General features: G+C 53.6%; 11 protein-coding genes. 5 read left to right on the top strand and 6 right to left on the bottom strand.

What is annotated here, in order from left to right; genetic code table 11:
• Positions 1-31 precede the first annotated feature (31 nt).
• Positions 32-1,248, bottom strand: a protein-coding gene (locus ACEQ15_RS01435) for an IS3 family transposase (RefSeq protein ID WP_370277202.1) whose coding sequence is annotated in 2 segments (ribosomal slippage) — positions 32-903 and positions 903-1,248 — 1,218 coding nt in all. Because the reading frame shifts where the segments join, the coding sequence is not laid out codon by codon here.
• Positions 1,249-1,519: 271 nt separating this feature from the next.
• On the opposite strand from ACEQ15_RS01435, the gene ACEQ15_RS01430 reads away from it, so the two are divergent.
• A complete protein-coding gene (locus tag ACEQ15_RS01430) occupies positions 1,520-2,743 on the top strand; it encodes a GGDEF domain-containing protein (protein WP_370277201.1) in 1,224 nt (407 codons plus the stop codon).
• Between the two features lie 41 nt (positions 2,744-2,784).
• Here ACEQ15_RS01430 and ACEQ15_RS01425 read toward each other — a convergent pair whose 3' ends face one another.
• Positions 2,785-3,474 carry a DUF5610 domain-containing protein gene (locus ACEQ15_RS01425; protein ID WP_370277200.1) on the bottom strand — a complete coding sequence of 230 codons (690 nt, stop codon included), beginning with the start codon at positions 3,472-3,474 and terminating at the stop codon, positions 2,785-2,787.
• A 212-nt stretch (positions 3,475-3,686) separates the two neighbouring features.
• On the opposite strand from ACEQ15_RS01425, the gene ACEQ15_RS01420 reads away from it, so the two are divergent.
• Positions 3,687-5,597, top strand: coding sequence for an alkaline phosphatase D family protein (locus tag ACEQ15_RS01420; RefSeq protein ID WP_370277199.1), 1,911 nt, complete (start codon positions 3,687-3,689; stop codon positions 5,595-5,597).
• 2 nt (positions 5,598-5,599) lie between these two features.
• On the opposite strand, the gene purU is transcribed toward ACEQ15_RS01420, so the two are convergent.
• The 3 genes from purU to ACEQ15_RS01405 all read right to left on the bottom strand — a co-directional run bounded on the left by purU (position 5,600) and on the right by ACEQ15_RS01405 (position 8,098).
• A complete protein-coding gene (gene purU, locus ACEQ15_RS01415; protein WP_370277198.1) occupies positions 5,600-6,457 on the bottom strand; it encodes a formyltetrahydrofolate deformylase in 858 nt (285 codons plus the stop codon).
• 79 nt (positions 6,458-6,536) lie between these two features.
• Entirely contained in the window at positions 6,537-7,181 is a 645-nt protein-coding gene (locus tag ACEQ15_RS01410; protein ID WP_370277197.1) for a TatD family nuclease-associated radical SAM protein, read from the bottom strand.
• A 17-nt stretch (positions 7,182-7,198) separates the two neighbouring features.
• Positions 7,199-8,098: a TIGR01212 family radical SAM protein gene (locus ACEQ15_RS01405; RefSeq protein WP_370277195.1), complete on the bottom strand. Its 900-nt coding sequence runs from the start codon at positions 8,096-8,098 to the stop codon at positions 7,199-7,201.
• Between the two features lie 305 nt (positions 8,099-8,403).
• On the opposite strand from ACEQ15_RS01405, the gene ACEQ15_RS01400 reads away from it, so the two are divergent.
• The 3 genes from ACEQ15_RS01400 to ACEQ15_RS01390 are packed head-to-tail and all read left to right on the top strand — an operon-like array spanning position 8,404 to position 13,477.
• Entirely contained in the window at positions 8,404-9,477 is a 1,074-nt protein-coding gene (locus tag ACEQ15_RS01400; RefSeq protein ID WP_370277194.1) for an efflux RND transporter periplasmic adaptor subunit, read from the top strand.
• A complete protein-coding gene (locus ACEQ15_RS01395) occupies positions 9,477-12,554 on the top strand; it encodes an efflux RND transporter permease subunit (protein ID WP_370277193.1) in 3,078 nt (1,025 codons plus the stop codon). The genes ACEQ15_RS01400 and ACEQ15_RS01395 overlap by 1 nt, the downstream gene beginning before the upstream one ends.
• Positions 12,551-13,477, top strand: coding sequence for a LysR family transcriptional regulator (locus ACEQ15_RS01390; protein ID WP_370277192.1), 927 nt, complete (start codon positions 12,551-12,553; stop codon positions 13,475-13,477). Before ACEQ15_RS01395 ends, ACEQ15_RS01390 begins: the two co-directional genes overlap by 4 nt.
• Before the next feature lie 69 nt (positions 13,478-13,546).
• Here the strand turns inward: ACEQ15_RS01390 and ACEQ15_RS01385 are convergent.
• On the bottom strand, positions 13,547-13,691 hold a 145-nt coding region (locus ACEQ15_RS01385; protein WP_370277203.1), incomplete at its 5' end, for a 4Fe-4S dicluster domain-containing protein.

Raw genomic sequence — 13,691 nt, 5'->3', positions numbered from 1 at the left:
ATGTCTTGTCCTGATATAGGTTGACACTATTTCAGGTTAAAAACGCCCGATGTACCTCATCGGGCGTTTTGTATTTTAAGGCCATATGAGGCCGTCGTGTATTGTAGAGATGCACCGACTCATCAACCATGACGACCGCTTGTTCTAGATCATCGGGTTTTCTTAGCAGATACTCGCCTTTCAGTATCCCATTCACCCGCTCTGCCAGCGCGTTCTGGTAGCAGTCATACCCATCAGTCATCGAACAGCGCACACCGTGCTTTCTGTGTACCTCTTGGTACCGCTTCGAACAGTGCTGTATGCCTCTATCAGAGTGGTGGATGAGTTCTGTATTCCTCTGGTAACCGCTCAAGGCCTTCTTGTAAGCCGTGACAACAGATTCTGCTTTCAGGTCGCTGTGTACGTGATAGCCGACGATTTTGCGTGAATACGCATCTGTCACCAGGCTTAGGTAAGCCTCTCCATGCCTCACAGGCAAGTACGTGATATCGGCTACCCAGATTTGCTCAGGCCGCGTCGCTTGTGCGTGTTCGGCACTTGGCTTAAGCAGGTTTGGATGACACCAGAAGCGGTGATGGCTCTGCGTGGTCTTGTGATATGCCCTGCGTCGCTGAACCAGTAAGCGGTGTTCTCTAAGCAGCTCAAAGAGCTTATCCCTGCCGATTTTCAACGCCGTTTCGGTATTCAGCAGGTGCAGAAGTTTACGCGTCCCTAACTGCGGCTGACACATGCGCTCATGCTGAATATACCCCAATATGGCGCGATACCGCTTGGCTTGCTGCTTAGCACGCTGACATTGCTGGTAATAGGCCTGTCGACTGATGCCGAGGATGTGGCAAGCCCGAGTCACCGTCAGCCCTACGACTTGTCGTTTTTCGATGACTTGCCGCGCGGCTTTTTTACGACGCGGATCCCATGATCGCGCTTGAGGACATCAACCACGGCTTCAAAGAAATCGGCTTTCTGCTGCACTTCAGCCAGCTTTTGCTCAAGCTCTTTGATGCGTTGCTCTGGGGTTGGCTCTGAAGGTTTGTCTGACATAACGCTGGCACGCTTTATCGGTGTTCCTTTAGACCAATCTAGCCTGCCATGCTTGCGAAGCCAAACTAATACTGTTGAACGGCCTTGAATACCGTAACGGTTCTGAGCTTGTTTATACGTTAACTCGCCAGCTTCTACTTGGTCGACAACCGATAATTTAAAAGCGAGGGAATAGTCACACTGAGTACGCTTAGTGCTTGATTTCATAACACTCTCCGAGTTGCTCCTCGAAAAGTGTCAACGTTATTCAGGACGGGACATAAGAGTGAAAAAGGCCGCGACTTGAGTTGCGGCCTTTTTGTTTTTTGACTTCAGGCGCGTTCCATATGCCTGGATTTTGGGTTCCGTACAAAATGGCACTATACATTTCGTATTGATCGATTAGCATAGAGCTTATTGCAGCGCAGACTGTGAAAAACGGTGGGGATAGGATTGCTCTTCCGTATTTAGAAGTAACGGGATTCAGCAGAGTAGTTGTATGAGCAGTATCAATGGCGCAGTTGGCCGTGACCCGCAAAAGCTGATCGGTCTGCTACAAGTCGTTGCCGCATTGGCGACGTGCATCATTCTGATTGCCGCTGTCGCTGGTACTCACTGGTTGTATCAAGGCTACGTAATCAAAGTCTCCAAGCTGGATGCCATCCGTACCAGCGAGTTGATTGTTGCGATTGAAAGCCGCTTTCTTAAACCTTCCTCCCATTCTGCATCACCGTTGACGGATTATCTGGACGCCGCCGCGTTGGATAGGCTCGACCAGCGTATGGACAAGTTCCTGTCTCCCCACGGCATTCTCAAAGTTAAGGTTTTTTCCCTGAACGGTACCGTGGTTTATAGCACCGACCGCTCGATTATTGGGCAGCAAAACGCCAACAACCCTAATTTACTAATAGCATTGCAGGGTGAGCCGGTATCCAAGCTGCAGACAAAAGAATCGTTTTTGGACATTAAGTCCGAGCAGCGATTTGACGTTGACGTGGTCGAGACCTACGTACCGATCCGCAATGCGGATGGCGTGGTGGTTGGTTGCTTTGAAATCTATCAGGACACCACCATCTTCAGGGATGAAGTGGCGAACGGCGTCACCATGTCTGTGGTGGTATTGGGATCGGTGCTGCTGTTGGTGTTCTCGATTGCTTATCTGTTCCTGAAGACGGCGGTAAATCGTCTGCTGGATGCCCAGGAAAAACTGCATGACCTGGCTATTCGTGATTCCCTCACCGGTTTGATCAATCGCCGTGAGATCGCAATACGGGGCGAACAGGAGTTTTCGCGCTACAAACGTTTGTCCATTGGTTCCGAGCACAGCCCGTACAGCGTGATGATGATCGATCTGGACCATTTTAAATCGATCAACGACAACTACGGTCACGTAGTGGGTGACCAGGTGCTGAAACAGGTTGCAGACTATTTGGCACAGGCAGTACGTAACTACAGCAACGTGGGACGTTACGGTGGCGAAGAGTTTATTCTGGTGTTACCCGGCGGTAGCAGTGAAGATGCATTCAGCATCGCAGAGCGCATCCGTAGTGGTATCTCGACTCAGCCGATGGGTTTTGACGGTGGTGCCGTTAATGTCACTGTGAGTATCGGTGTGTCGCTGGTGAGTGAAGATGACGATCACTTTGAAGATACGGTCAACAGAGCTGACCGGGCGCTGTATCACGCCAAGGAGCAGGGGCGTAACAGGGTTAGCGTGCTTTAGATAATAAAAAGGCCACTTCTGAGTAAGTGGCCTTTTTTGAATTATTCAGCGGGTGCGGTTGGAGGTGGTTGAGTATCGCTAGCGGTCTCTTCCGAGCTGCTATCAGTTTCGGCACTCCGATCAGAACCGCCATTATCGATGCGGAACTGCTCCAGTTTTTCAGTAACCAGATCATAGGTCTGGTCAATATTGCCTGCGATCTCTTCGGTAAGCACGCCCATACCATCCAGGATCTCTCGTGCTTCGTTAAAGCCCTGCAAGATGCCGCCGCCGATCACGTCGGTAAAGTGGTCGACCAACTCGCTACCTTGGAGGTCAGGGTTGGCATTCTGAAACGCACTGAACAGTCCGGTTGTCAGCGACACAATGCGGTCAGCAGTGGCTTCCGGGGAAACGTCCAGTCCGCTGTCTACTGCGTTATCGATTGCCCGGGGCCCGAGCTGTGGCTCAAGAATCTCGTTAAGTTTTTCCGTTGCGGCTTTAAATGCCAGCGTGAGAGATTCGTTACCGGCATTGATATTAACCTGTAGGGACGCTTCCACGATGGACCGATTGAGTTCAGCCTTTGCCTGCTGTTGTGGTGTCATCGCAGGCGTTTCTGCAGCACGTTCAGCGCGTTTAGCTTCGTTTTTGGCATGGGCCTGCTGGGATACTTGCTGGCCAAACTGTTGTGGTTTGTCGGGTTGCTTGGCTTGCGCCGAAATCGACTGACCAAAATTGTTAATGCTCATACCGTTCTACTCTTTGAAAGTCGTCTTAAGTATCCCACGTTATCGGCCAAAGTTCGAAACAGTTGATGGTTTTGTGCTCAGTTTGGTGTTTTTGTTTAATTAAGGGAAAGTTAACGTTGCGCACTTATCATCTGGGTAAGGCACTAAGTTTGTCTAATGCGGTCTTTATACTTAACCTAAGCAATTGAAAGTCTTGAAGTATGGATGGGGAAATGGAGCAGGTATTACCGGAATTGATTGCTGGGCCTATCGTGCGGCGCTTGATGCCGGAACAGATGGTGCTCTGGTTTGTAAGCAGCCGTAGGTTGGACGGAGCACTGCAGCTGACCCTGCCGGATGGCTCCACGCAACAGTATCCACTGGCATCGCCCCATTGCGATTGTCTACGCATTGGCGAACGGGCCTGGGTCTATTTGGTTGATCTCCACTTTGAACAGCCGCTGCCAACCAACCAGCGCTTCGGTTATGACCTAATTATCAACGGCGAAGCGGGTGAAAAGCGCCTTGCAGAACTTCAGCCAGATCTCCTGTATGACGGCGAGACTGAGCCAACGCTGGTGCTTAAAACGCAGCTCGACCAAATTCTTCACGGCTCTTGCCGCAAACCCCATTACGCCAGCGATGACGGACTACTGCAGGCCGACCAATTGATCTCGGAATCGTTGCAGGATGACCGTAAGCGGCCATCCTTGTTGTTGATGAGCGGTGACCAGGTCTACGCCGACGATGTGGCTGGTCCGATGCTGACCGCGATTCATCAGGTGATTCGACTGCTGGGACTTCATGGCGAACAGATCAAAGGTGCCACGATTACCGACAGTGATGATCTCTACGCCAACACCTGCTGTTATTACCAGCGCGAACAGCTGCTGCCACATAACAAAGCCAACGAAACCCTACGTGATAAGTTTTTTGGTGGCGCACGTAAGCCGATCTTTACGGCGGATGGTGCACACAACCACTTGATCACCTTTGGCGAGGTGATCGCCATGTACCTGTTGGTGTGGTCACCGGTGCTCTGGAAATACGTGCGTACCAGTGTAAAGGACGTATCCGAGCCTCATCGCGATAAATATCTGGAAGAGCAGAAGCAGCTGGCCCACTTTGTTGATGGGCTGGGTGGCGTACAGCGTGCCATGGCACATATGCCGGTCTATATGATCTTCGACGATCACGATGTGACCGACGACTGGAACCTGACCCGAGGCTGGGAAGAGGCGGCGTATGGCAATCCATTCTCCCGCCGCATTATCGGCAATGCTCTGATCGGGTACTGGCTCTGTCAGGGCTGGGGGAACGCACCACAGCACTTTCCGGCCGAGTTTATGCAGCAGATCCATGACTACTTTGATGACCCTGATTGTGACAGTCAGGATGCATTGATCGATACCCTGTTGCACTTTGAGCATTGGCACTACAGCCTGGCAACAACGCCTAAGTTGGTGGTGCTGGATACCCGCACCCGGCGTTGGCGCTCGGAAAGCCGGCTGGCAAAACCATCCGGTCTGATGGATTGGGAAGCTCTGTCGGATATGCAGCAGGAGCTGATTGGTGAACCTGCGGTGGTAATGGTCTCGCCGGCACCGATCTTTGGTGTGAAGCTAATTGAAACGATCCAGCGTATCTTCACCTATTTTGGCCATGCTCTGATGGTGGATGCGGAAAACTGGATGGCGCACCCGGGATCCGCCAATACCTTGTTGAACATCTTCCGGCACCCAAAAACACCGCAGAATTTCGTGATTTTGTCCGGTGATGTGCACTACTCCTTTGTTTACGATGTGCTGATCCGCTTTCGCAAGAACAGTCCGAATATCTGGCAGATCACCTGCAGTGGTATGAAGAACGAGTTCCCGACATCGTTGCTGCCCAAGCTGGATCTGCTCAACCGGGTGATGTATGGCAGCCGCTCACCGCTTAACTGGTTTACCAAGCGCCGTCGGATGCGGATTAAGGCGCGGCGACCTACCACCGACGATCATCATCTGCACAATGGCAGTGGTTTGGGATTGGTGAAGCTGAATGAGGAGGGCGTGCCGGTCGATATCCAGGTATTGGGTGCGAACGGCTTGCGGACCAAGTTTCCCGATCCGAAAGCCGAACAACCCTTGGTGAGTGACTAAGATCAGTCAGAGAATACAACGCATCGATTTCCGTATGGGAACACCCGTCGCTCGATGTGGTACTGCACCGCACGGGCGAGGGTGACACATTCGATATCACGTCCCTTCGCGGTGAGGTCTTCCGGATAGTAAGTGTGATCCACCGGCTCGATCCCCTGTGTGATGATCGGCCCTTCATCCAGATCGGTATTCACGTAGTGTGCGGTGGCGCCCACCAGTTTCACCCCTTTCTCATATGCCTGATGGTATGGGCGTGCGCCTTTAAAGCCGGGCAGCAATGAGTGGTGGATGTTGATCGCCTTACCGGAAAGTTTCTCGCACATATCTTCCGACAGTACCTGCATGTAACGGGCCAGCACCACCAGATCCGCATTGTTCTCACAGATAATCTTCCAGACTTCCGCTTCCTGCTGTGGCTTGGTTTCCGCTGTTATCGGCAGGTGGAAATAGGGAATGTTGTGCCAGTCTGCCAGCGGTTTCAGATCCGGGTGGTTTGAGATGATCGCTGGGATCTCAATCGGCAGCTGACCGATACGGTAACGGTAGAGCAGGTCGTTCAGGCAGTGATCAAACTTGGAAACCATGATCACCACCTTGAACTTGAGGTTGGAGGGCGTGAGGCTCCACTCCATACCAAACTTCTCTGCTCGCGGCGCGAACGCAGTCCGAAAAGACTCTTCGTCGAACTGCTTTTCGGGACGGAACTGGGCGCGGATGAAAAAGTGCTGATGTGATCTGTCGTCGAAGGACTGCAGGTCATCGATATACTGTTCCTGTTGATAGAGCAGGCCAGTCACGGCATCGACAGTGCCCAAGCGGCTCGGGCAGTGGGCGGTTAGAATCCAGTGTTGTTCAGACATCGTCAGCACTCCTTATGATCGTCGTATATGGTTCTGGAACGGTCATTTAAGTGTAGGTGCTAAACGATGGGTTGAGGGCCTAACCAACAACGTCGAGGTAACGGGCACGGAATTTGGCGCCACGTTCTTCAGCGAGTGCTGCACACTGCGCCACATCGACCCCTTCCAGGCCATCAATAGCCGTCGCGGATACGTCGGGGATTACCTTGGCTGCGGCTTCGATGAATTTCAGAACCTCGGTGTGAGAACCTTTCAGGCTGGGTTCGCAGTGCTTGTTGTAGGTGGTTTCATCCTGGGCATTGAGTGAGATCGACAGGGCGTCGATGCATTCCGCCATCTCGCCGGTGACATCACGTTTGTGCACCCGGTTGGCCAGGCCATCGGTATTGATGCGGGTGTTACCGCCCTGGGCTTTGACGGCCTTAGCGACCGTCAGCAAATCCTTCAGGCGCAGGGTCGGTTCGCCAAAACCGCAGAATACGATCTCGGTGTAGCGGGTCGGATCACCAATCAGTTCAATGATCGTGTCCGCCGCCGGTCGCTCCGACAGATAAAGTTCATGCCCCTTCACCTCGGTGCAGCCGTTGTGTTTCGGGCAGAAGGTACAGGCCAAGGTACAGCGGTCGGTCAGGTTTACGTACAGACGGTCATCAATCTGATACACCAGTGTATCCGGCTCTTCGTGGGCGAAACGTTTACTAGGATTCGGGCGTTTACTGCTCATCGGTAATGCTTACATCTCTATGTGGCAGGACATGTGGCCAGCCGGTGATAAATTGCGTTCAGTACAGACCATTTACGTTGGCACCAGCCGGGAGCCAATAGCAGTTGCTCATTGGCTGTCCCTGTCAGGCGGTGGAACGTTTGCTCGTCAGGTGCCTGTCGGATAATTCGGGTGACCACATCCACATATTGCTCCTGACTCAGTGGCGGGATCTCTCCCAGCTTTAACTGGCGGGCCATCTGGGTGCCTTTGACCACATGCAGCGGGTGGATTTTCAAGCCATCACTGTTGTGGTCGGTGGCCATTGCTGCGGCGTCGATGGTGGCTTCAGGTGTTTCTCCAGGTAGGCCCACAATCAGATGGGTGCACACCTGCAGTCCGAAAGACTTTGCGCGTTTAATGGCGTCTTTATAACAGGCAACGTCATGTCCGCGGTTGACCTGCCTCAGTACTTCGTCATTTGCTGATTGCAAACCCAGCTCCAGCCACACTTCGTGGCCCTGTTCCTGATAACGCGCCAGCAGTCGTAACACTTCATCCGGAACGCAGTCCGGGCGCGTACCGACCGACAGACCGACCACATCGGGCGTGCGGAGCGCCTGTTCATATCGCTGTTCAAGCAGCGCAACATCACCGTATGTGCTGGTATAGGCCTGGAAGTACGCGATGAACTTACTGGCGTTCTTTTTGCGGCCGACCACCGCTTTGCCTTCGCAGAGCTGCTGATCAATGGTTGGCGCGTTTTGCGCGTTGACGTTAAACGAGGCGTTGTTGCAGAAGGTGCAGCCGCCTATCCCTTTGGTGGCGTCGCGATTCGGGCAGGTGAATGCGGCGTTGATCGACACCTTATGAACTTTGCAGCCATGTTTCTGGCGCATGGCCTTACCAAAGGTATTCACGTAACGGGTCAGATCCATCGCAGTCACCTCATTCTTATTGTTAGAAGGGAGGGCAGGGTAGCCTCGAAGGCCCGTAGCGGCGTTGATGGTTATCAAGTGCATAACACTGAAGGAAGTTTGGTCCTATCGCTTCTGGCACAGTGGTCTAATCCGAAACGGGCTTGAGTAGGCCAAGTTGGGTGAATTTATATCGTTGTGATATGCGTCATGCGCATATCATCTATCTGTCTCGTTTTGTTTTTGTTCCATACTTAACTCGGTATGTTGTGCGAATGTTTCTACACCGAGTTAACGAGGTCGAATCCGTGCTTTGGCGAAAACTGATGTTGGTTGTATCCGGCATTCTATTCCTGGGAACTGCGCAGGCTCAGGAGACTGGTTCTGGTCAGGAGGTTGTGCGTCCTGCGAAGCTGCTGGTGATCGAGAATCCCCTGGATCAGCAGATCCGAACATTCCCTGCTGAGGTGAAGGCGACCTCCCGTACCGAACTGGCGTTCCGTATCCCGGGTGAGCTTAAGGAGTTGAAGATCCAGGAGGGGGAGCCCGTTAAGAAAGGGCAGTTGTTGGCGCGCCTTGATCCGGCCGATTATCAGGTGGTGCTGGACGAGCGTCGTGCCCAATACCGTTTGGCTAAAGCGCAGTACGACCGTTTCGACGCAATGCTGAAACGCAAGCTGGTGTCGGCGTCTTTGTATGATGAAAAGCGGGCTGAACTGGATGTGGCGCGTGCTTCGCTCAAGCGTGCCGAACTGGATATGAAGTACACCGAACTGCGTGCGCCATATGATGGTACGGTCTCCCACCGTCTGGTGGAAAACTTCCAGAATGTGCAGGCCAAAGAGCCGGTCATCGTTATTCAGTCGGGCGACCAGATCGATATCGAGTTTCAGGTGCCGGAGTGGATCGTGGCGCTGCCTACCAAGCCGGATGCCCGTCAGCAGCGCGCAGATATCTTCTTTGATGCCTTACCGAATCAGAGCTTTAAAGCCGAGTATCGTGAACGGGCGGCGGAGGCTGATCCGAAGACCGGTTCCTACTCTGTAACTTTGAGTATGCTGCGTCCCGAATCACTGGAGGTGTTTCCGGGAATGACGGCATCGGTGCAATTTGACCTGAACCGCGTATTCGAGCTGGACACCTTGCGTTTTGTACTGCCGGTTGAAGCGGTATTTGCGGCAGAGGATACGCCCCTCAACAGCAACGTTCGCCAGATCTGGAAGGTATCACCAGAGACTATGCAGGTAAGCCGGTTTGATGTGGAGATTGGTGCAATTACCTCCAACGGTATTGAGATTCTGTCTGGTTTGAAGGCCGGCGATATTGTGGTGGTTGCAGGGGTACATCACTTGCGTGAAGGGATGAAAGTTCGTCAGTGGAAGCGGGAGCGTGGCATCTGATGAACAGCGCTGAATACTTTATCCGTCACAAGGTCACCAGTTGGATGGTGGCGTTGCTGCTGTTGGTGGGCGGCAGTGTGTCTTTCCTGGGATTGGGGCAACTGGAAGATCCGGAGTTCACCATCAAGGAGGCGATGATCATCACCGCCTATCCAGGGGCTTCCGCCATGCAGGTGGAAGAGGAGGTCACCTTCCCGCTGGAGAACGTTGTCCAGCAGTTGGCTTATGTGGATACCGTTCGCTCCATCAGTTCGCCAGGCATGTCGCAGATTACGGTAGAGATGAAGAGCATCTATGCCGGTGATGAACTGCGCCAGATCTGGGATGAGCTGCGACGTAAGGTAAACGACTACCACCCCAATCTACCACCGGGTGTCGGCACGCCTCTGATCAATGATGACTTTGGGGATGTGTACGGCATTCTTCTGGCGGTTACGGGGGATGGTTACCAATACGAAGAGCTAGCCGACTACGCAGACTTCTTGCGCCGTGAACTGGTGCTGGTGCCGGGGGTGGGCAAAGTAGAGCAGGCCGGTCGTCAGCAGGAAGAGGTGCAGCTCGAGATCTCCCGTATCAAGCTGAACAACCTGGGTATCAACCTCGATACTATCTATAACCTGCTGGCCACACAGAATGTGGTCTCCAACGCAGGCTACGTGCGTGTGGGCAGCGAGTATATCCGTATCTCGCCAACCGGTGAGTTTACCGATATCAGCGAGTTGGAAGAGCTGATCCTGAGTGAACCCGGCCAGAGTAAGCTGATTCGCTTGGGGGATGTGGCGGAGATCAAGCGTGGTTACGCGGAAGTACCTAGCAATTTGGTCAGCTTCAATAACCAGCCATCCCTGCACCTGGGTATCTCCTTTGCGTCCGGCGTGAATGTGGTGGACGTTGGCGCTGCGATTGATGAGCGTCTTAGCGAACTGGAGTATGCCCGTCCGATTGGGATGGAGGTCTCCCAGCTCTACAACCAGCCCCAGGAGGTGGAAAAGTCGGTCAACAGCTTCCTGTATAACCTTGCCGCGGCTGTCGGTATCGTCATCCTGGTGTTGCTGGTGTTTATGGGCGTCCGCAGTGGTGTACTGATTGGTTTGATCCTGCTACTAACCATTCTGGGCACCTTTATCTTCATGAAGGTCTTTGCCATCGACTTACAGCGTATCTCGCTGGGGGCGCTGATTATCGCACTGGGGATGCTGGTGGATAACGCCATCGTGGTGACCGAAGGTGTGCTGATCAATATGAAGCGTGGCCTGGATCGGCTGGAAGCGGCAAGCCTGATTGTGCGCCACACCCAGTGGCCACTGTTGGGAGCTACCGTAATCGCTGTGATTGCATTTGCACCCATTGGTCTGTCGCCGGACGCCACCGGTGAATTTGCAGGCTCGCTATTTTACGTATTGCTAATCTCATTGCTGCTCTCGTGGGTGACAGCCATTACCCTGACGCCGTTCTTCTGCAGTCTCTTTTTTGGTGAGACGTCGATGGATGAAGAGAAGGGCGCGGATGATCCCTACCAGGGATTGTTCTTTACAGCCTATCGCTGGCTGCTGGATCTCTGTATGCGCTTTCGCTGGGGAACGGTGGCGGTTGTATTGGTTGCGACCGTGGTCGCGGTGGTGGGTTTTGCTTCGGTAAAGCAGGTGTTTTTCCCCGCATCGACCACGCCGATGTTCCTGGTGGACTACTGGCGTGTACAGGGTTCTGATATCCGTGATACCGCCGCAGAAACGGCGGAGATCGAAGCCTGGTTGATGGAAGATACGCGTGTGGATTACGTGGCGACAACCACCGGCAAAGGTGCGCTGCGTTTTATGCTCACCTATGGACCGGAGAAGAGTTACGCCGCTTATAGTCAGCTATTGATTCGAACCCACGATACCGAAGGGATCGGCAGCCTGATGCAGGACCTCAACACGCATCTGGCAGAAGAGTACAGTCATGCCCAGTTCAAACTGAAACGTCTTGAGATCGGTCCGTCCACCAACGCCAAAATCGAGGTGCGGATCAGTGGGCCAGAGCCCGATCAACTCCGTGCTCTGGCAACTGAAGTGCAGTCGGTGCTTCAGGCCGATCCAATGGCTGCAAACATTCGCCACGATTGGCGTGAACGCAGCAAGATCATCCGGCCACAATTCCAGGAGGCTCAGGCACGCAGGGTCGGTGTGAGCAAACAGGATCTGGACTCGATGCTGCAGATGAACTTTAGCGGAAAGACGATCGGTCTTTACCGCGACGGCGCAACCCTGATGCCGATCATCGCCCGTACGCCGGATGATGAGCGCCTGAATATTGATAACCTGCCGGACTTGAAAGTGTGGAGCCCGGTATACCAGTCGTACATTCCGGTGGAGCAGATCGTGGGCGGCTTTGACGTGGAGTGGGAAGACTCGCTGATCATGCGTCGTGATCGTAAACGCACCATCACTGTATTGGCAGATCCCGATCCGCTGAGCGAAGAGCCTGCCAGTGCCTTGCTGAGCCGCGTGCAACCTCAGATCGAGGCGATCGACCTGCCAGCCGGGTATAGCCTGGAGTGGGGCGGTGAATACGAGAGTTCCCGTGATGCGCAGGCGCCCCTCTTGGAAGCAATGCCGATCGGTTTCCTGAGCATGTTCGTGATTACGGTCTTGCTGTTTAATGCGCTACGTAAGGCGTTGGTCATTTGGGCGACAGTGCCGCTGGCAATCACCGGTGTGACGCTTGGGCTGCTGGTGCTGGATCTGCCGTTTGGCTTTATGGCGCTGCTGGGGTTCCTCAGTCTGTCGGGTATGCTGTTGAAGAACGGGATTGTCTTGTTGGATCAGATCAACCTTGCATTGGCGTCAGGACAGGAACCTTATCAGGCGGTGTTCGAGTCTGCAGTCAGTCGTGTTCGACCGGTGTGTATGGCAGCGATCACCACCATCCTTGGGATGATTCCGCTGTTGTTTGATGACTTCTTCGCCAGCATGGCCGTGGTGATCACCTTTGGTCTGGGTGTTGCCACGGTGCTGACCCTGATCGTGGTACCGGTGCTATACACGATGATGTACCGTATCGGTTATCGAAGCTTGGAAGAAAATGAGACCGCATGAATCCGGATGATCTGGGCAAGGTAGACCTGCGCCTGCTGGTGGCGTTCAACGCGTTGATGGAAGAGCGCAGCGTATCACGCGCGGCGGAGCGGCTGGATCTGTCACAACCGGCGATGAGCCGAAACCTTCAGCGCTTGCGTCAGCTGTTTGGGGATGAGCTGTTCATCCGACAATCCCATGGCTTGTCACCCTCACCAAGGGCTGAGCAATTACATCAAATGTTGCGCCCGTTGCTGGATGACATGTTGCGGTTGGTGGCGCCGGTGAAGGTCGACCCCTCTCAGCTAAGAAGAACGTTTCGTATCGGTATGCTGGATCTGTTCTCGCAGATTATTGTGGCGCCGCTATTAGACAGACTGAAAGAAACGGCACCCCATGTCCGCTTGAAGATCGTCAACCTGGAAACCTACAGTATGGAATCGCTGGCGTCTGGCCAGTTGGATTTCATCCTAAACCTGGGGGATGAGGCACCCGCCAACATCCATTCCAAGGTGATCTGTTATGAAGAGCCGGTGTGTCTGTTGCGACGGGATCATCCATTGGCTGCTGGGCCGATGAGTTTAGAGCAGTTAGTGGGGCTGCCGTTTATCCACTTCTGGATTCCTGGCTTTAACGAGCATCGCCAGCTGGATCAGCTGCTCTTTGGCGAAGACCTGAGTCGCGATGTGATGCTGGAGACCAATAACCTGATGACTGCGATGAACGCCTTGTGTGACGCAAACCTGGCCATGATCGCGGGTAAGCGTGTCTTTCGCGTGTTGCCCCGATCACAGGAGCTGGTGGCGTTACCGTTGCCGTTCAGTGAACTGGAACCGGTGGCGATTCGGCTGTTGTGGCACCGGCGCTATCACGCGGATGTGGAGCATCAGTGGATGCGGGAACAGATTGCGGGTTTATTCCACACACTGACGGACTCGATCTGAATCCTATCTCCTACACAAACAAAAACGGCGGGTAATGTTCCCGCCGTTATTTGACCAAACTATCCGAAATTACATGTTCGGGTAGTTCGGACCGCCCATACCTTCAGGGGTGACCCAGGTGATGCTCTGGGCCGGATCTTTGCTATCACAGGACTTCCAGTGCAGACAGTTCTGCGCATTGATCGGGAAGCGTTGCCCGCCTTCATCCGCGACC

Origin of the sequence: Pontibacterium sp. (assembly GCF_964228735.1) — a bacterium.
Lineage (GTDB): Bacteria > Pseudomonadota > Gammaproteobacteria > Pseudomonadales > Balneatricaceae > Pontibacterium.
The sequence above is the reverse complement of the archived record's forward strand: the minus strand, read 5'-3'. Positions and strand labels throughout refer to the sequence as shown.